Annotated in this window: 20 protein-coding genes, 1 tRNA gene and 4 pseudogenes; 24 read left to right on the top strand and 1 reads right to left on the bottom strand. The window is 44.6% G+C overall.

Going from position 1 to position 18,339, the window contains the following annotated elements; translation table 11 throughout:
• Nucleotides 1–19 precede the first annotated feature (19 nt).
• The 11 genes and pseudogenes from DW694_RS14695 to DW694_RS17565 form a co-directional block, all read left to right on the top strand.
• On the top strand, nt 20–895 hold the full coding sequence (locus tag DW694_RS14695; RefSeq protein WP_021650156.1) for a DUF3881 family protein: 876 nt from the start codon (nt 20–22) through the stop codon (nt 893–895).
• A gap of 102 nt (nt 896–997) precedes the next feature.
• A tRNA-Arg gene (locus DW694_RS14700) sits at nt 998–1,071 on the top strand.
• A 537-nt stretch (nt 1,072–1,608) separates the two neighbouring features.
• Nucleotides 1,609–2,364 (top strand): ParB/RepB/Spo0J family partition protein, encoded by a 756-nt coding sequence (locus tag DW694_RS14710; protein ID WP_015526532.1) that lies wholly within the window; start codon nt 1,609–1,611, stop codon nt 2,362–2,364.
• Nucleotides 2,365–2,378: 14 nt separating this feature from the next.
• Nucleotides 2,379–3,165: pseudogene (locus DW694_RS14715) on the top strand (AAA family ATPase).
• Entirely contained in the window at nt 3,155–3,676 is a 522-nt protein-coding gene (locus DW694_RS17560; protein WP_015526530.1) for a hypothetical protein, read from the top strand. The pseudogene DW694_RS14715 and the gene DW694_RS17560 overlap by 11 nt, the downstream one beginning before the upstream one ends.
• Nucleotides 3,677–3,740: 64 nt before the next feature.
• On the top strand, nt 3,741–4,265 hold the full coding sequence (locus tag DW694_RS14725; protein ID WP_114001995.1) for a flavodoxin family protein: 525 nt from the start codon (nt 3,741–3,743) through the stop codon (nt 4,263–4,265).
• Between the two features lie 133 nt (nt 4,266–4,398).
• On the top strand, nt 4,399–4,701 hold the full coding sequence (locus DW694_RS14730) for a metalloregulator ArsR/SmtB family transcription factor (protein ID WP_118753247.1): 303 nt from the start codon (nt 4,399–4,401) through the stop codon (nt 4,699–4,701).
• A gap of 15 nt (nt 4,702–4,716) precedes the next feature.
• A complete protein-coding gene (gene arsB, locus DW694_RS14735; protein WP_118753248.1) occupies nt 4,717–5,736 on the top strand; it encodes an ACR3 family arsenite efflux transporter in 1,020 nt (339 codons plus the stop codon).
• The gene (locus tag DW694_RS14740; RefSeq protein WP_015526525.1) at nt 5,733–6,287 is read left to right on the top strand and encodes a DUF5714 domain-containing protein; all 555 of its coding nucleotides are present in this window, start codon (nt 5,733–5,735) and stop codon (nt 6,285–6,287) included. Before arsB ends, DW694_RS14740 begins: the two co-directional genes overlap by 4 nt.
• Nucleotides 6,280–6,684 (top strand): arsenate reductase ArsC, encoded by a 405-nt coding sequence (locus DW694_RS14745; protein ID WP_015526524.1) that lies wholly within the window; start codon nt 6,280–6,282, stop codon nt 6,682–6,684. Before DW694_RS14740 ends, DW694_RS14745 begins: the two co-directional genes overlap by 8 nt.
• A 58-nt stretch (nt 6,685–6,742) precedes the next feature.
• Nucleotides 6,743–6,838 (top strand): annotated as a pseudogene (locus tag DW694_RS17565) (GNAT family N-acetyltransferase); the annotation flags it as partial.
• Between the two features lie 140 nt (nt 6,839–6,978).
• Here DW694_RS17565 and DW694_RS14755 read toward each other — a convergent pair.
• Nucleotides 6,979–7,149 (bottom strand): annotated as a pseudogene (locus DW694_RS14755) (tyrosine-type recombinase/integrase); the annotation flags it as partial.
• Between the two features lie 257 nt (nt 7,150–7,406).
• Here DW694_RS14755 and DW694_RS14760 point away from each other — a divergent pair.
• From DW694_RS14760 to DW694_RS14820, 13 genes and pseudogenes are all read left to right on the top strand, one after another.
• Nucleotides 7,407–7,928 carry a DUF5720 family protein gene (locus DW694_RS14760; RefSeq protein WP_005361050.1) on the top strand — a complete coding sequence of 174 codons (522 nt, stop codon included), beginning with the start codon at nt 7,407–7,409 and terminating at the stop codon, nt 7,926–7,928.
• Nucleotides 7,929–7,957: 29 nt separating this feature from the next.
• Nucleotides 7,958–8,830: a DUF6017 domain-containing protein gene (locus tag DW694_RS14765; RefSeq protein ID WP_005361053.1), complete on the top strand. Its 873-nt coding sequence runs from the start codon at nt 7,958–7,960 to the stop codon at nt 8,828–8,830.
• A 125-nt stretch (nt 8,831–8,955) separates the two neighbouring features.
• Complete coding sequence (locus DW694_RS14770) at nt 8,956–9,888, top strand: DUF3991 domain-containing protein (protein ID WP_242992161.1); 933 nt, start codon at nt 8,956–8,958, stop codon at nt 9,886–9,888.
• A 13-nt stretch (nt 9,889–9,901) separates the two neighbouring features.
• Nucleotides 9,902–10,126, top strand: a complete 225-nt coding sequence (locus DW694_RS14775; RefSeq protein ID WP_055156485.1) for a hypothetical protein — start codon at nt 9,902–9,904, stop codon at nt 10,124–10,126.
• A 32-nt stretch (nt 10,127–10,158) separates the two neighbouring features.
• The gene (locus tag DW694_RS14780; protein ID WP_005361060.1) at nt 10,159–10,440 is read left to right on the top strand and encodes a hypothetical protein; all 282 of its coding nucleotides are present in this window, start codon (nt 10,159–10,161) and stop codon (nt 10,438–10,440) included.
• Between the two features lie 82 nt (nt 10,441–10,522).
• Nucleotides 10,523–11,425 carry a hypothetical protein gene (locus DW694_RS14785; RefSeq protein WP_064786909.1) on the top strand — a complete coding sequence of 301 codons (903 nt, stop codon included), beginning with the start codon at nt 10,523–10,525 and terminating at the stop codon, nt 11,423–11,425.
• A gap of 39 nt (nt 11,426–11,464) precedes the next feature.
• Nucleotides 11,465–13,480, top strand: a complete 2,016-nt coding sequence (locus DW694_RS14790) for an LPD1 domain-containing protein (protein WP_330417138.1) — start codon at nt 11,465–11,467, stop codon at nt 13,478–13,480.
• An 18-nt stretch (nt 13,481–13,498) separates the two neighbouring features.
• Nucleotides 13,499–14,329 (top strand): hypothetical protein, encoded by an 831-nt coding sequence (locus tag DW694_RS14795; protein ID WP_118141132.1) that lies wholly within the window; start codon nt 13,499–13,501, stop codon nt 14,327–14,329.
• Entirely contained in the window at nt 14,326–14,742 is a 417-nt protein-coding gene (locus tag DW694_RS14800) for a DUF3846 domain-containing protein (RefSeq protein ID WP_005361068.1), read from the top strand. Before DW694_RS14795 ends, DW694_RS14800 begins: the two co-directional genes overlap by 4 nt.
• 17 nt (nt 14,743–14,759) lie before the next feature.
• Nucleotides 14,760–15,575, top strand: a complete 816-nt coding sequence (locus DW694_RS14805; RefSeq protein WP_118141134.1) for a hypothetical protein — start codon at nt 14,760–14,762, stop codon at nt 15,573–15,575.
• A 45-nt stretch (nt 15,576–15,620) separates the two neighbouring features.
• Entirely contained in the window at nt 15,621–16,097 is a 477-nt protein-coding gene (locus DW694_RS14810; protein WP_286187192.1) for a PcfB family protein, read from the top strand.
• A complete protein-coding gene (locus DW694_RS14815) occupies nt 16,094–17,938 on the top strand; it encodes a VirD4-like conjugal transfer protein, CD1115 family (protein WP_005361076.1) in 1,845 nt (614 codons plus the stop codon). The genes DW694_RS14810 and DW694_RS14815 overlap by 4 nt, the downstream gene beginning before the upstream one ends.
• 243 nt (nt 17,939–18,181) lie before the next feature.
• Nucleotides 18,182–18,310, top strand: a pseudogene (locus DW694_RS14820) (Maff2 family mobile element protein); the annotation flags it as partial.
• Nucleotides 18,311–18,339: the final 29 nt, after the last annotated feature.

An 18,339-nucleotide genomic window follows, 5' to 3' on the forward strand; every position in this document is an offset into this window, starting at 1 on the left:
TTTTCAGGGAGGTGTTCTTGTGCACAGTTATTTAAAGACCGTTGGTTTTTCACAGATTACCAGAAGAAGTGAAATAAAAGAGATCATCCGTGATGTGATCGCAAGCTACGATGAAAAGGTTTGCGTGGAAAATCATCCGGAAGGCGTATTTGTACAGTTTTCCAAGAATTATGGCTGTGACTGTGGAATCAGCGTTTGTGGTCAGTACGATGAGAACGGTGAGTTTCACGTGGAATATTATTTCCCATTTTTCAGGGGAACAGGAATCACATCCAAGGAAAAAGTGACTGTTGAACGTCATACAGATAAGGAATCTTATGCAGGAGCATGTGATGATTTGCGTATTGGCGTGACTATGATCTTTTATCTGCAGAATCTGGCAGAATATATGCAGGAGAAATACAAAGGCCTGAAAGACCCGGGGGACCGTCCGGTGACGGTTTCCGGTCTGGCTTCTGAGGGAAAGATCCTGTTTCCGCTGCAGAAGGATAAGGAAGCGGTAAAGGTGGAGAGAGAACTTTCCAAAAACAGGACTAATCTGATCGCAGCAGCGCGTAATGGTGATGAGGAAGCTATGGAGAGCCTTACAATGGAGGATATGGATACTTACTCCATGATTTCCCAGAGAATTGTTACAGATGATGTTCTCACGATCGTGGACTCTTATTTCATGCCTTATGGAATCGAATGTGATCAGTATAATGTTCTTGGTGAGATTCTGGATATCATGAAATTTAAGAATATCCTGACAGGTGAAGAAATCTGCCAGATGACTATAGAGAGCAATGATATACAGTTTGATATCTGCATCAACAGCAAAGATCTTCTCGGTGAACCGGCAGTTGGACGCCGCTTCAAAGGAACAATCTGGCTGCAGGGTCAGCTGCACTATTAAGTTTTCGAATTTAGAATTAATTCTTGTAATTTCAAAATAAATATAGTAAAATAATGGTTGTGAAACTTTTGGAAGTGTTCGAAATGTTTCACAACCATATATGTCCATATAGCTCAGCTGGATAGAGCACTCGCCTCCTAAGCGAGGGGTCGGAGGTTCAAATCCTCTTATGGACGGGCTTTAAAGCGTTCGAAAATGTTAGCTGGATTAGCTGACAACGAACGCTTTTGTTATTTTCTAAACACGTTCGTGACACAAAATTCCATTCAAAAGGATCAATTTCCAGCTAACGCAATCCGATTTTTGTTAGCTGACAGCTAATCAAAATTACCGGTTTGCAAACATGGTTTTTAGGAAGTCTAGCTAACATTTGGGTTCCGCTCTGTTGTCACCCCTTATTCGGGGATGTAAATCAGAGAAAAGGCGGGAAAAGAAACAATTTCTCCCAAACCTGCAAACATAAATTAGCTGAAACAGTATTCACTTCTATTAGCTACAGCTAATGGTCAAACAGCAATGTCTGTTTGGAACTTTACTATCTATAAAAGTTCCAGGCAGGCATTTTTTAGTATCCTGAATCCTGGAGGAAAGGAGTCAAGATGACTGAGCCAAACAGACAATCAGGAGAAAACGAAGAAAGAATCATAGAAATTGAGATTGAGCGTCTTCGACCGTTCAAAGAGCATCCGTTTCAAGTGAAAGATGATAAGTAAATGTTTCTTCTGCAGGAAAGCATTGAGAAGTATGGCATCTTAAATCCGCTGATCGTTAGACCAGTACCGGATGGATACTATGAGATCATATCCGGCCACAGAAGAAAACATGCTGCGGAGAAGTTGGGATACCGTAAAGTACCGGTAATTATCCGGGTATTAAGTGAAGATGATTCCATTTTAAGTATGGTAGATTCCAATCTTCACAGAGAACGGATCAGTTACAGTGAAAAAGCTTTTGCTTACAAACTGAAAAATGACGTACTAAAAAGAAAGAGTGGTCGAAAAAAGAGCCAAGTTGACCACAAAAAACCAAGAAAACGATCGATAGATATTATCAGTGAGAATTGTGGTGATAGCCCAAAACAAGTGCAACGTTATATATCACTGACAAAGCTTATACCAGAAATGCTGCAGAAGCTGGATGATGAGATTATTTCTTTTTGTCCGGCCGTGGAGATAGCAGCACTGAAAGAAAATGAACAAAGAGAACTGCTTAAAGCAATGGATTATGCACAAGCGATTCCATCACTCTCACAGGCCCAGCGGATAAAGCAGCTGAGTAAAGAAAAACAGTTATCGCTAGAAAAGATGGAAGAAATCATGTGTGAAGTGAAAAAGGGTGAGATCACAAGAGTGGCATTCACAAACGAGCAGTTACACAAGTATTTTCCAAATTCCTATACACCGGCAATGATGAAACGGGAAATACTGGCACTGTTGAAATTATGGAAAAAAGAATCATGGGAAAGTTAAAGGAGGAAGAAATCATGTGTAAAGTTATATCCGTAGTAAACCAGAAAGGCGGCGTTGGAAAGACCACCACAACCGTAAATGTAGGCATTGGACTGGCAAGAGAAGGTAAAAAAGTGTTGCTGATCGACGCGGATCCACAGGGAAGTTTAACAGCAAGTCTTGGATATGAGGAACCGGATGATCTTCGCATCACACTGGCAACGATCATGATGGATGTCATCAACGAAGAAGAAATCTCTCTGGAAGATGGTATCTTACATCACCAGGAAAATGTAGATTTACTTCCGGCAAATATTGAGCTTTCTGCCCTGGAAGTAATGATGGGAAATGTTATGAGCAGAGAAATGATCATGAAGGAATATATCGATGCGATAAGATGCCGATACGATTATATCCTGATCGACTGTATGCCAAGCCTTGGTATGATGACAATCAATGCACTGGTCTCTTCTGATTCTGTTCTGATACCTGTGCAGGCCGCATATCTGCCTGTTAAAGGACTTCAGCAGCTGATCAAGACCAATTCTTACAGTAAAGAAAAGACTGAACCGAAAACTGGCGATTGAGGGTATTCTCCTGACTATGGTAGATTTCAGAACCAATTATGCAAGGGACATTGCATCAAGAGTACACACAACCTACGGAAGCCAGATCGAGGTATTTGAAAATGTGATCCCGATGTCTGTAAAAGCTGCTGAGACCAGTGCAGAGGGAAAAAGCATCTACATATATTGTCCGAAAGGAAAGGTTGTAGAGGCCTATATGAACTTAACACAGGAGGTTTTGAAGAATGAAAAATAGAAGTGGCGAAAAGATTAAACTGGCAAGCATTGATGAACTGCTTGGTGTGGTAAATGAAGAATCTGCAATGGAGATAGAGATTAGTAAGATCCATCCGTTTAAAAATCATCCGTTCAAGGTGCTAGATGATGAAAAGATGCAGGAGCTAGTTGAAAGCGTAAAGATCAATGGCGTGCTAGCATTTATGTGGGAGTACATGAAAGTACCGGAGAATTCAAGAGAAAAAGTTAAGAATCTGCTTAAAGATGCAAATGAAAATGGAGTAAAATTAAGTCATCAGGCACCAACCTTGTATGATGTTGTCCCAAAAGAAGAAATTGCTGAATTTGAAGAGCTTATGCGCAAAACCATAGCTGACATTGTATCAGAAGCCAGTAGCGTTGCCTGTTGGGTGTATGTGCAGAAATATGTGAAACAGAAAACTCTTGATGAAATGCTGCAAGAATTGCCAGGAGTAGGCCAGTTTATCATTGTCATGGATACCTGGTTCGAAAGACTGATGGCGGATTAATAGAAGTTGTGATAGAATGAAGAAAACGATTTGATGTGCAAATCGGAAGTTGGAGGATACACGCATGAAAATTGTAATCATTAATGGAAGTGCCAGAAAAGGAAATACGCTGGCAGCAATCAATGCATTTATAAAAGGAGCGTCAGAAAAGAATAAAATTGAAATCATTGAACCCGACAAACTCAACATTGCACCATGCAAAGGATGTGGTGTCTGTCAATGCTCTAAGGGATGCGTCGATAAGGATGATACAAATCCTACAATTGATAAAATTGCTACCGCAGATATGATTCTTTTTGCTACGCCAGTTTATTGGTGGGGAATGTCAGCACAATTGAAATTAGTCATTGATAAGTGCTACTGCCGTGGATTGCAGTTAAAAAATAAAAAAGTGGGCACGATTGTTGTAGGTGGTTCTCCCGTAGACAGTATCCAGTATGAGCTGATTGATAAGCAGTTTGACTGTATGGCAAAATATCTTTCATGGGATATGCTTTTCAAAAAATCATATTACGCAACAGCCAGAGATGAACTTGAAAAAAATAAGGATTCCATGAACGAACTTGAGTGGATCGGAAAAAATTTATAAAGCACACATCAAATTCCTGTTTTTAAAGCTGTACATGAAAATGTATGGCTTTATTTTATAAAAACACATTGACAATTATCTATGTATATGCTAATCTACACACATAGATAAATATCAATGCGAGGTAAATGAAATGGAACTAACAAATGTTGCATTAATCTGCAAGGCACTTGGAGATTCAAACAGATTAGAAATAGTGCAAATGTTGTCAGATGGCGAAAAATGTGGATGCAGGCTCTTGGAAAAATTTGAAATTACACAGCCAACCCTGTCTCATCATATGAAGATACTGGTGGAATGTGGATTGGTGAATGATCGCAAAGAAGGTAAATGGCATCATTACTCTTTGAATTGTGATACTATATTAGAATTCAAGAATTTTATTGGCAGTTTGACATGTGAGTCATGCTGTGACAAAAAAGATAGCTGTTGTTAGAGGGGAAATGCTAAGATGAAGTTTTTTCAAAAGTATTTATCTGTGTGGGTCATTCTATGCATGATCATCGGTGTATCCATAGGACATTTTTTTCCGATGATACCCAATATATTAAATAAGTTTGAATATGCAGGGATATCTATTCCTATGGCTGTATTAATCTGGATTATGATTTATCCAATGATGATTAAGGTGGACTTCAAAAGTGTCAAGTATATCAGCAAAAATCCGAAAGGATTATTTGTGACTTGGATCGTTAATTGGCTGATCAAACCATTTACAATGTATGGAATTGCATGCTTGTTCTTCTTTGGGTTATTCAGGGCATTTATTCCGGTTGAACTTGCTACAGAATATCTGGCTGGGGCAGTATTGCTTGGTGCAGCACCATGCACAGCAATGGTATTTGTATGGAGCAGTCTGACGCAAGGGAATCCGGTATATACTGTCGTTCAGGTTGCAACGAATGATATTATCATTCTTTTTGCATTTGGACCGATTGTGAAATTTCTGCTGGGTGTGTCCAATGTAGCAGTGCCTTTTAATACAATATTTTTAAGTGTCGTGCTTTTTGTAGTAATACCGCTTGTTGGTGGAATTATTACCAGAATGGCTGTAATCAGAAAACATGATGAGAATTATTTAAACCAGCAGTTTTTAAATAAATTTGATTCAGTTACAACTATAGGGCTACTATTGACATTAGTGCTGATATTTATGTTTCAGTCGGAAGTTATTCTGAAAAATCCTATACACATAATACTGATTGCAATACCTTTGATAATTCAGACATTTTTGATCTTTGGAATCGCATACGTAGCGTGTTATCTGTTAAAACTGCCACACAATATTGCAGCACCTGCAGGAATGATAGGAGCATCTAATTTCTTTGAACTTGCGGTGGCAGTGGCGATTGCATTGTTTGGAACAACAAGTGAGGCTGCACTTGCTACTACTGTGGGTGTCTTAACAGAAGTTCCGGTAATGCTTATGCTTGTAAGAATTGCAAATAAGACGAAAGGAAGGTTTCTATGACAGTAAGAGAAAAAGCAGAACTGATTGTAAAAGATATAAAGAAAGAACAGGGAACAAATCCGGTTGTTATTTTTAAGCAGATTGCAGAGAAGGAATATATCAGCATTCATGGACCGGAACACCATATATTAGATGGTGCAAGTTTGCTAGTAGCCTACAAAAACGCAGGTGGAGAGATAGACTTAGAACAGGCATTGGACAGGCTGATGTCAGAAGGACTTCGGATGCCGGGAGCAATGTGCGGTTTATGGGGAATATGCGGAGCAATCACATCCATTGGCGCTGCACTTGCAATCATCGACGGAACAGGTCCGCTTTCAACAGATGGAACATGGGGAAATCATATGCAGTTTACCTCGAAAGCAATCGGAGAATTAGGAGCCATAAACGGACCAAGATGTTGCAAGAGAGATGCAATGATAGCATTTAAGAATGGTATTGATTATGTGAATGCTCATTATGGAGTAACATTGCAATACGAACAAATGCAATGTGGATTCACAGATTTTAATGAGCAGTGTATAAAGGAGAGGTGTCCATTTCATGAGTAATGTAAAAGTGGCATTTATTTGTGTCCATAATTCCTGCCGAAGTCAGATTGCTGAGGCTTTTGGAAGACATCTGGCATCAGATGTGTTTCAAAGTTATTCGGCGGGTACAGAAACAAAACCACAGATTAACCAAGATGCTGTCCGTATTATGAAGGAATTATATAATATAGATATGGAAGCAGATGGGCAGTTCAGTAAGCTGGTTAGTGATATTCCAAATCCGGATATTGCAATATCAATGGGGTGTAATGTGGGATGTCCATTTATAGGAAGACCGTTTGATGATAACTGGGGACTTGAAGATCCAACAGGAAAAAGTGATGAGAAATTTAAGATAGTCATTGAAAAAATCAGAAAAGATATTTTGAAATTAAAAAATGGATTGGATAAGAGGTAGACAGCATCAGATTCCAGTTTGCAGAGCTGACAATCTATCATTTTATCAATGTAAGAAAAGTAATTACCAAAGAGAAGGGTTCATTATTCAATGTGAAGGTTTAGATGAAGATACTGGTGAAAAAGAGTACACTATGCTATGGAAACAAAAATAGAAATCGGAATTTGTGGAGAGATTTCCTGAGTTTTCCTTATTTTACAGGCTTTTTAGCCCCTTAGATAGTGAAATGATATGTATTTTCCCTTATTTTTACCCTTGTGAGGAATCCGCAAGGGAAATAAGGGAAATTTTTATTTAAGCGTTGCTCGCTACTTTATCAAGAAGTCTTGCGGAATCCCGCTTTGCTTTTCTTGTTGAGTGAGCGTAAATGTTCATTGTGGTACTGACATCGGAATGTCCTAACAGTTCCTGTACATCTTTCGGAGCAGCTCCATTCGAGAGCAGGTTGCTGGTGTAGGTATGCCGTTACGGTATAATAACGACAAACAGAAAAAGCCTTTATTTTCAAGGGGTTTGAGCGTTTGTCGTCTTTTATTCAATTCCTTTTCCAAGTTGAAAATTGACGAAAACTATAAAGAAAAAAGGAGGCTGTTTTATTAACGACAAAATTTAATAGTGCCAGCGGTCCGGCTTTATGTCTGACCGCTGGTTGCCGTGGGCGTTTCACTTTTATAGGTGGACGCCCTTTTTTCATACTCATTTTCGAGAGAAAGGAGATCCACATGGAATTAAACGAAATGGAAAAAAAGCTGCTCTTTCAAGTGGAGGGCGATTATCAGACAAAGATCCTGAATGAACTTTATATGACCGTGCGGTATTCAAATAATTCCGAACAGCGGGAGGCGGCAGAAGGTCTTATGGCAAAACTTCGTGTTCTGTCAAATGCAGAGTGCATGGACTTGGTAAAAGATATTCAGAAGAATTACCGTCTGCCCTATCCAGCCCGGACGATTGGAGAAAAGATCGCCGAGGCCAGACAACAATCAGGGGCAGAAAAATTGAAGGGGCATGACATCATGGCACTTGAACGCTTTGATCCAGAAGTAAAGCACATGATCGTCTTTGATGTATTGTCTTACGATTCCCCTGTTGGCGACAAAGGCGATAAGATGCGCTTGTTCCTTACAGATGCCGGCTATCAGAAATTTTTAGAGAGCCAGGAACGGGGCGAAGTGAAACTGAAAAACCATGCGAAGGTCTCTGACGGTCATCTCCATTATGACCGCAGGGATCATGCCTTGTAACGGAATAGTCGAAGAAAGGAGGCGGTACAATGGCAGTATTCCGTGTAGAGAAAACAAAGGACTTTACGATAATGAGCAATCACCATCTGCGCAATACGGAGTTGTCCTTAAAGGCAAAGGGGCTTTTATCACTTATGTTGTCGCTGCCGGAAGATTGGGATTATACCACAAAGGGACTCGCCCATATCTGCAAGGATGGTGTGGATTCTATCACTACTGCCCTGAAGGAACTGGAGCGGCATGGTTATCTCACCAGACAGCGCCTCCGCTATGATAACGGGCAGTTGGGAGACATTGAATATACGATCCATGAGCAGCCTGTAAGTACCGAAAACACAGGGCTTTCACCTAAACGGGAAAATCCAAGACAGGTAAAACCAGAACAGGCAAAACCTAAACAGGCGGAACCTGAACAGGAAAATCCGGCACAATTAAATACTAATCCATTAAAAACAAAAAAATCAAAAAAAGATAAATCAATAACTTATCCATCAATCTATCCGGCAGAGCCGGAAGCGGCAAACCGCACGGATGGGATGGATCGGATAGAGCTGATAGAAGCCTATCGTGAAATCATCAAAGAAAATATTGAATATGACTTACTGGTCTTACGGTATGGCAGGGAACGTTTGGATGAAGCCCTTGAACTTATGCTTGAAGTGATTTTGTCGAAACGCCCTTACATTCGCATTGCCGGAGATGATTTTCCGAGGGAGATTGTCAAGAGCCGGTTCCTGAAGATCAATTCCGGCCACTTAGAGTATGTCTTTGACTGTATCGACAAGAACACAACGAAGGTCGGAAACATCAAAGCGTATCTGCTGGCGGCGCTGTATAATGCCCCGGCTACAATGGACAGCTATTACCGTGCCGAGGTCAATCACGACCTGTACGGCTGTTAGGCACCTTTGGGTGTCTTTTTTCATTTCATCACAGGAAGGAGGCAAAGCACAATGAAAAGAAACACTGTGCCGGTACTATGCCCGGCGTAACCAAAGAACAGATTCAGGCAGCGCGGGAAGCTGACTTGTTTACTTACCTGCAATTCCATGAACCCGGCGTGCTGAAACAGGATGGACCTAATTTCCGGCATAAGGAGCATGACAGTCTGGTATATGTGACCGGGAAAAGGTACTGGTACTGGAACAGCCGCGGACGGAGTATCAATGCGCTGGACTACCTGATCCAGATTCGGGGATATGGTCTTGTGGATGCGGTTCATGCTCTGGTAGGTGGCGAAATCCCACAGGAACCGGCTTACCGAAGTACGGCAGAAATACAGGTATCAAAAGAGCCGGAAAAGAAAACATTCGCTCTCCCCTGGGCCAGACGTTGCGCGACCGCTGCGGTCTCCTATTTGCAGAAACGGGGGATCAGCTCAGAAGTCATTCGCCAGTGTTTACAAGCCGGGATTTTTTACGAAGCCCGGTATCATGGAGAACCGGTTTGTGTGTTTGTTGGGAAAGATGATTCCGGGAAAGCGAAGTTTGCCTGTATGCGCAGTATCAGCGGCAATCTCAAAAAGGATGTCTATGGCAGCGACAAAGGATATAACTTTTGTTATCCCCCGCAAAGTCCGGGCAGCCGGCATGTGGCAGTCTTTGAAGCTCCTATTGATGCGCTTTCCCATGCGACACTTCAAGAGCTGGAGGGATGGAAATGGAATGGTTATCGCTTGTCTTTGGGCGGTACTTCCCATGTGGCGCTGACTTCTTTCCTGGAACGCCACCCGGAGATACGGCGTGTTACCCTTTATATGGACCACGACCTTGCCGGATTTGTCAATGCCCGGAAAATCAAGACCATGCTTCACGAGGATAAACGTTTCCGTCATATCCGGGTAAGTGTCAACCCTCCCCGGATGGGAAAAGATTACAATGAGAAATTGCTGCTGGTTCGGGAACAACTGCAAACCAGCCAGCACCAACGCCGCCCAAAAGAGGCGGCTGTTTCAATTTAGGGAGGATTTCAACATGAATGGATCTCAACATATCTGCTTTACAGACAGCGCCGGAAAAGCGCTGTTTTCCATTCCCGACAATGGTTTACTCTGCCTGTTCTATGGAAACGGGGACAGGCACTTTGCTGTTTGTCATCGTCTGGATGACACCCATGCAGAAATTGACGGGGTAAATTATTCGCTGCCGGATTTTGCCAAAAGGATGAAACACAACCAGATCAGCTTTGCTCCGGCATAAGGCTGGAAAACAAATAACAGGAGGATTTGAAAATGAAAAAAATTGAAAATACCGCTTTGCAGATGATTGCCGAGGCTTCCCGGTGTCCAGACTACGGCCCCGATATGGTTAAATCGCTGATGAAAAAGCTGGACATGAACGAAAAGGGCTTTGCTCTTTTGATGAATGTTGCCCCATCCACAGTGCGTCTTTGGACCAGCGGAGCTGCACAGCCCTGCGGCACAGCAAAACGCCTCATGCAGATTTATGAAACCGGTCCGGAGATTGTCGGCAAGATTGCCGGCGGGCAGCTACCGGCAGATGGGAGGGATTGATTAAATGGCGGAGACAGATAGCCAGCCGTTTGCGGAAAATGAGCAGGTCAAAGAGCTGCTTCACATGAAAGGAGGAATTTGATTGGATCAGGAACCACTACCGCAGATTCATTTGATCCGCGATACAGACTTATCCGTCTTTGCGTATGAGCTCCATATTTTTGCCGGAGATTTTCTCAGGGAATGCGAATTCAATATGCGTTCTCTGGCGACAAATGCCGGGGCTGATTCCATTGCCATCATGGGGAAAAATCACATGTGGCTTTCCGACGCTTTGTTTGCTTATTGTTCTACGGCAGATCTTCATCAAATGATCTTAACAACGGAGTTTATCGGAGCGAGGGCTTTCCTGTTTCATACGGATCGCAGAGAGGGCGGTCACTTGTACGGAGATGTCCTGATGATGGATTTAGACACGCTGCGGCAGGATATAAAACGAAATATCCTCTATCCCTGCGGCGTCAATATCGAACGCAAAGATGGTTCAGTGGCTACGGTCAGCCTGAAAGAATGGACTGGAATGGAGCTTTACGAAAAAGATGCTCTGAAAAGCTGGGGATTTTCTTATGCCCCGAATCAAGTTACGGAATGGCAGTACCACTATTCCACGATGTTCAGACAGTGGATGGATCAGGCATTTCGTTATATGCCCCAGGATTTAGAAGAACGCCTGAATATGCAATATATGGAGGCAGCCCAGAACCCGGATATGGATAAGTACCGCATACCACAGGGAACGGCAAAGCAGATGCTTCTTTATGACGAAGCCCCTGTGTATCGCCTTCTTCCATCCGGTTCGGAGAAAATTGCGCCCATCGCGGCAATCTCTACGGGCCTGTGGTATGAAAATTACCGGGAGTTTGCCATTGCACCGGAGGATTTAGGCGCTCTGGACAAACTGATCCGCAGGGAAACTGACCGGCTCACAGGAAACCTCCCACAACTTCACAAAAACGAAGAACGCCGCCCTGCCCCGGAGCGATAAGAATTTTACACTGACTGGAGGTGATGAAGATTGGCAGGAGTGCATGAAGATTTCGGCGAAAAGATCGGCGGTGCTAAAAAAGATCTGTGGAAAGACCGCGGGCTGTATGCAGATGATCTGGAAGCCATGAATGAGCGCGAAGCCGAAAAATTTGTGAAAAAGGATAATGTCTGGAAAAAGCCGGACTATGCAGCCATACTGGAGGAAGGGATTCCTCTTGGCGTGGTCTATTTTATCAAAAAAGCGAGGGACGGCTTAAACGCTTCCCCTCAGTATTACCGCACGGATGACACCCCGGAAAAACGGACCGCGAGACAAAAGGAATATATAAAAACAGTTCGGGAATTGCAGGCAGTGCTTTCAGATGTCCGTACTGCGGAGGATGCTGTGAGAGCCTATGACCGCTTTTTCGTTGACAATGGATATTTAGAAAAGGTACAGGGCTGGGGAAGCGGAATCCATTACCGGGCAACGAAAAAGGGACAGGACAATCCCGTGATCACAAACAAATTGTCCAATACCATGCTGATCCGCTCGGCTGAATATTTTGAGCGCAACTTTACTCAGAAAGCAAAAAAGGAACAGTTTTGTGTTTCCAAAGAGCAGAAAATACCGAAAGGTTATGCGATCCACTTCAACGACGGGAAACAGACCTATTCTAAAAATGGGGACTGGAAACCCGGTACCTACTATGTGACAAAAGGCTATTCGATCCTGCGGACCAATTTTGGGACCAAAGAAGCTGCCCTGAAATGGGTGCAGGAACTTGCCAAAGGCAGGAACAAAAACGGAAAGATCCGTTTTGTCCCTCCCCAGCTTGCCCATGTCAAACGTACCGGACCGGATTATCGGAATGGCGTGGAGATCACCGGACAGCATTATCTTGATACCTTTGGGTTCCGCGGCGGTGAGTTTGGAAACTGGATGAACCAGAACGACCGGCAGACCTCCCTTAACATGGGATTTGAAGCACTAAAGGATCTGGCGTCAGCCCTTAAGATCAGCGATAAAGATATTGCTTATCAGGGAACACTTGCTATCGCTTTTGGTGCAAGAGGCAGCGGCAATGCTGCAGCTCATTATGAACCTTTGCGTACAGTCATCAATCTTACAAAAATGCACGGGGCCGGTTCCCTGGCACATGAATGGTGGCATGGACTTGACGATTATCTTGGTACAAAGATGGGAGCAAAAGGGATGCTGTCAGAACAGCCCCACCTCTATGCGCCGTTCCAAAAACTCATTGACACCATGAAGTATAAACCGGAAACACCGGAACAGGCAGCAAAGCGCACGGAAGCACAAACAGAACGCACCCGGAAAAATGCGGCAAGCTGGCTGGATTCCTCGGTTCTTGCCTCCCTGAAACGGTATGGCAATGAGGAACAGATGGAAACCTACGCAGTCTTGCGGGAAGCATTTTTGTCCGGCGAACCCGGCTCTGTGGAACAGATCAGCGCATTTAAGAAGAATGTTACCGGCCGGGTAATTCCCAAAAGTGAACGGGAACGGCTGGAAATTTTTGAGCGTATGCTTTCCGGGATGCAGGCGCAGGAAGCTCCGCAGATTGGACGGACGGAAACTGATTTTTACCGTAATTCGGTACGCATGGGAAAAGAATGTGAAAAAGACGGCGGTTATTGGGACAGCAATGTGGAAATGACAGCCAGAGCCTTTGCCTGTTATATCAAGGACAAACTGCCCTACACATCGGATTATCTGGCAGGCCATGCCGACTGTGCCCTTACCCTGGTTTCCGGTAAAGACGGAGAAATGGAGGTATTGAAAGCCTTCCCTGTGGGGGAAGAACGCCGTGCGATCAACGCCGTTTTTGACGAGATCATTCAGGATTTGAAACGGGAACAGCTATTGACCCATGCTGATGTAACGCTTCCCCTCTCTGTTTCTGAACTTCGTGAGGCAGCGGACGGGCAGCTATCCATGTTCGGCGTCGGCCGTCCTTCCGTGATGGATCAGCTTGCGGCAAACAGACCGGCAGATAAAAAATCGCCGGCTCAGACGGTTTCCAGAAAAAACCATGAGCCGGAAATATAGCAGGAGGTGAACAGCATTTTGGAAGAAAACAGGGATTACCATGCCTACCGGTATGGCGACCACTTGACGCCGGGATCAGAGCTTAAAATTGAACACAGCGTAGTTTGTGAAAATGTGGATATTTCTACTCTGATCACAATGGGAATAGATAGCCTGGAAGCCATGCGCCAGGGAAGTATCGACGGGGAGCAGAAAGCCTATGAAATCGTGGTGACTGCCGCAAAACAGTGGGAACAGCAGGCAGAGGCAACACAGACGATCAACCGGGCTTTGGAATATCTTCGTACACCTGAGATTGAACATACCGGCAATCAGTGGAAAGACACCGATAACTGGAGGGCGGATCAGAAAATCAGCAACCGGGTCTATCAGATGACCTGCAGTATTTGGGAAGATACGAAATATGACAGAGAAACCAAACAGAGTGTTCCGATTGCCTGGTATGTGACATGGGAAGTCCGTATTCATTCCCCGAAGCAGGGATATGGAGCAAAGATTGCCGGACAAAACCAGAAACGATATACAGATAAGAACGCAGCCATAAAATACCTGGACGGGCGAAAGAAAGCCTATTCCCATTTATTCACGGAAATTTCCCCGCCGATCCCGAAAGAATATGAGCACCATTTTATGGTTCACGGTACTCTTTTACCTGGCTATACGGTTGAAGGACTGGAACAGGCCAAAACGGAACATGCCGCCGCCGAGGTTTCGGAGGGCGGTATTTTTACACCCGAAAACCAGGAGAAGCCTTCCGTCCTGGGGAAGCTCTCTGTGGCAAAAACTCAGGAAAAAACGCCAACCACTCCCGGTACGGCAATGAAAAAGAAGGAGGATATACAATTATGAAAGTGTTAATGGTAGAGCCGGGCAAGTCCCCTTATGCTGCGGAGATCGAAAGTGGTCTGAAATCCTTGCAGGCGGCAGTGGGCGGAGATATTCAGGCGGTCTATCCGTATGAGGACCCGGTGGCTCTGATCTGCAATGAAGAAGGCAAGCTGATGGGGCTGCCTTTGAACCGAGCTCTCTTTGACGATGACGGCCACATCTATGATATTGTGTCCGGGAATTTTCTGATCGTTGGTCTTGGCGAGGAAAATTTTACAGACCTTTCCCCGGATCTGATGGAGAAATATGGGGAGCAGTTTAAGTACCCTGAAAAATTTGCAAGGCTTGCCGGCGAGATCATTGCAGTCAAGCAGCCTGCAACCAATGAGCACCGGGAAAAACCGATGATGCACCATTCCGGCCCGGATTTGTAGAAAGAAAGGAGCCAATTATGTTAATGGCAGTAAATGAACCTTATGCCCTTATGGTGCAGCCAGACGATATTCTGATCTCTCCCCGTGAGGTAGATGAACATTTTGGGACGATGGTATGCTTTCATCCCCGCTATGCGCTGGGCGACCATCACAACCATATGGACAAAGATGACTTCCTGCGGGAAATGTATTTAGATACCGTAGGACATGATGAAGCCGGCATGAAACGCTATGAACGGATGGTAAACATTGTAAGCAGCCGTTTCCGGCATGGACCAAAGACAGAGGAACGGGCGATCGATGAAGCAATGCAGAAAGTAATTTCGGAAAAGTATCTGATGCTCCCCCTCTATCTCTACGACCACTCAGGTCTTGCCATGAGTACAGAAAGTTTCTCAGGCAGGGCTCCTCATGCAGAATGGGACAGCGGACAGGTCGGCTGGATCTATGTTTCCAAAGAAGATGCCCTAAAGGAATTTGACGCTGACAAGATGACCGGCGCCATCCGGCAGAAAGCGGACGCACTGATGCGCAGCGAAGTCGCCGCTTATGATTCCTATCTGCGTGGCGAATGTTATGGGTTTGAGCTTTATAAAAACGGGGAGCTGTCGGATAGCTGCTGGGGCTTTATGGGTAACTTTACCGATGTGTTGAAAGATATGGCGGCATACCTCCCGGATGAGTGCAAAGGGATGGTCGATCATCTGGAGGAACAGGAACGCCCGGCTACGATCATCAAGACGCTTTTGAAACATGCTAAAATTCAGGTCGATCAGGCAGCAAAAGCCTTTGAACACGCTTCCCGACAGCAGGTTCTTGGGGAAAGCCGGTAAAAAGTTATTTCCATATTATAAATACCGATTTTATCAGAAAGGAGGATGCTCTTGCAGGAAGAACTCGAACAACGAACGGTTTCTGTTTCTATACAGGCAGCAAAACTGTCAGGGCGGGTACTGCGTGCGGCTATTGCTGCGGTACTCCAAAAGATGGAACAGGAACGCACAATGCCAAAAGTCGGGCGCAACAGCATGAAGCGGCTGACTTATAAAGACCCCGGAGCCAAAACCATTGAAGTTTCAGGGCGAATCCGCTCTTTTGAACGGTATGCCAGAAAACATCAGGTACGCTACCATATAGAAAAGGAACTTGGGACCGATCCCCCAAAATGGACGGTATATTTCAAGGCAAACCAGGCGGATGCACTGACGGCAGCTTTTAAGGAATATACAAAGAAAGACCTTACACGCAGCACCAGACCGTCGCTGCTTACACAGCTTCATAAGTTCAAAGAACTGGCACAGTCGCTTGGCCGTGACCGTGTAAAGAACAAAGAACACGGAGGACCGGAACGATGAAGATTGATGCAGAAACATTGAAAAAACAGGTCATTCTCCATCTGCCTTATGTTCTGTTCCTTCTGGTATTTGCCAAGCTGGGCGAAGCGGTGCGGCTGGCTCCCGGAGCAGACGCTTCCCAAAAGCTGTTAGGACTGTCCGAAGGCTTTGCCCTTGCGTTTCAGAGTATGTGGCCGGGGGCGGCAATGGACTGGCTGATCGGTTTCTGCGGTGCAGCCATTATGCGGCTGGCAGTCTATCTTAGAGGGAAAGACGCTAAGAAATACCGCAAAAATGTGGAATATGGTTCTGCAAGATGGGGAAATAAAGCCGATATTGCCCCGTTTATGGACCCAAATCCGGAAAACAATATCATTCTTACCCAAAGTGAAGGACTGATGTTAAACGGAAGGCCCAAAAATCCGGCCAATGCAAGAAATAAAAATGTACTGGTAGTCGGAGGATCAGGTTCGGGAAAAACGCGCTTTTTCATCAAGCCCAATCTGATGCAAATGCACAGTTCCTACGTCGTCACCGATCCGAAAGGTACAGTCCTTGTGGAATGCGGAAAGATGTTGCAGCGAGGCACACCAAAGCTGGACAAGGACGGAAAGCCTGTGCGTAATGAAAAAGGAAAGATCATCTATGAGTCCTATAAAATACGGGTATTCAATACGATCAATTTCCAGAAAAGTATGCACTTTAACCCGTTCGCCTACATTCATTCCGAGAAAGATATTCTGAAGATCGTCACTACCCTAATCGCCAATACCAAAGGCGAAGGAAAAGCCGGAGACGATTTCTGGGTCAAGGCAGAAACCCTGCTCTATACGGCACTGATCGGATATATCTATTATGAGGCTCCGGCAAACGAACAGAATTTTGCCACACTGGTAGAAATGCTGAACGCAATGGAAGTCCGTGAGGATGATGAGTCGTTCAAAAATGCCGTTGACCTTCTCTTTGACGCGCTGGAACAGAAAGACCCGGATCATTTTGCCCTGCGTCAATATAAGAAATATAAGCTCGCTGCCGGAAAAACAGCCAAGTCGATCCTTATTTCCTGTGCTTCCAGACTGGCTCCTTTTGACATTAAAGAAGTCAGGGAAATTACCATGTATGACGAACTGGATCTGGATATGCTGGGAGATGAACGGACTGCTCTTTTCCTTATTATGAGTGACACGGACGGAACCTTTGCATTTTTGATCAGTCTGATCTATTCCATTTTGTTTAACCGCTTGTGTGAGCGGGCGGATGATGTATATGGCGGAAGGCTTCCCATCCATGTACGCTGCCTGATCGACGAGGCGGCAAATATCGGGCAGATCCCGAACCTGGAGCGTCTTATGGCGACCATCCGAAGCCGTGAGATCTCTGCCTGCCTGGTGCTGCAGGCGCAAAGCCAGCTCAAAGCCCTGTATAAAGACAACATGGACACCATCATCGGTAACTGTGACGCCTCTCTTTTCTTAGGAGGCAAAGAAGAAACCACCTTAAAAAGCTGGAACTCCCTATTGGGGAAAGAGACCATCGACCTGTATAACACCAGTGTCACAAAGGGCAATCAGGAATCCCACGGACAAAATTTTCAAAAGCTGGGAAAGGATCTGATGTCGGTGGATGAACTGGCAGTCATGGACGGGGGTAAATGTCTGCTGCAGATCAGGGGTGTGCGGCCGTTCCTCTCCCGGAAATATGATATAACCAAACACCCAAATTACAAACTGCTTTCCGATTTTAATGAGAAGAACGCTTTTAATATCGAAAAGTTTCTTTCTACCCGGATGCCGATGCGTCCCGGTGAACGATACCGCAATTATGAAGTCACAGCCGAAGATCTGGCTTCCCAGACTTTATAAAGTTGTTCCTGCCTGTCAAAGCATGACGCCCTGGCAGGCTTTGTTTTTGTCACGATGAAAGGAGGATTTTTGAGGATTCGTGATTCTCCCTGAAAAGTAAATAACCGCAGGATTTTTCCTGCCCCATGCCGCCGTGCTGTTTGAAACAGATTTTTTCTAAAAACAGTGCGGCGGCTTTTTTTGTTTCCGGCCTGATACGGCCATATCACAAATTAAAATTTCTGAAATTAAAGGAGGAACATTATGGCATTTTTTGCAAGCGCGATTGATACTTTGAAGATCCTTGTGATCGCCCTGGGCGCAGGTCTGGGCGCATGGGGTGTTGTAAACCTTCTCGAAGGTTACGGAAATGATAACCCAGGTGCAAATGCTCATGTGCCGTAAAGTAACATAATGGCAAA

The sequence above is a fragment of the Ruminococcus sp. AM26-12LB genome (genome assembly GCF_003480785.1).
In the GTDB taxonomy this organism is placed as follows: Bacteria; Bacillota; Clostridia; order Lachnospirales; family Lachnospiraceae; genus Blautia_A; species Blautia_A fusiformis.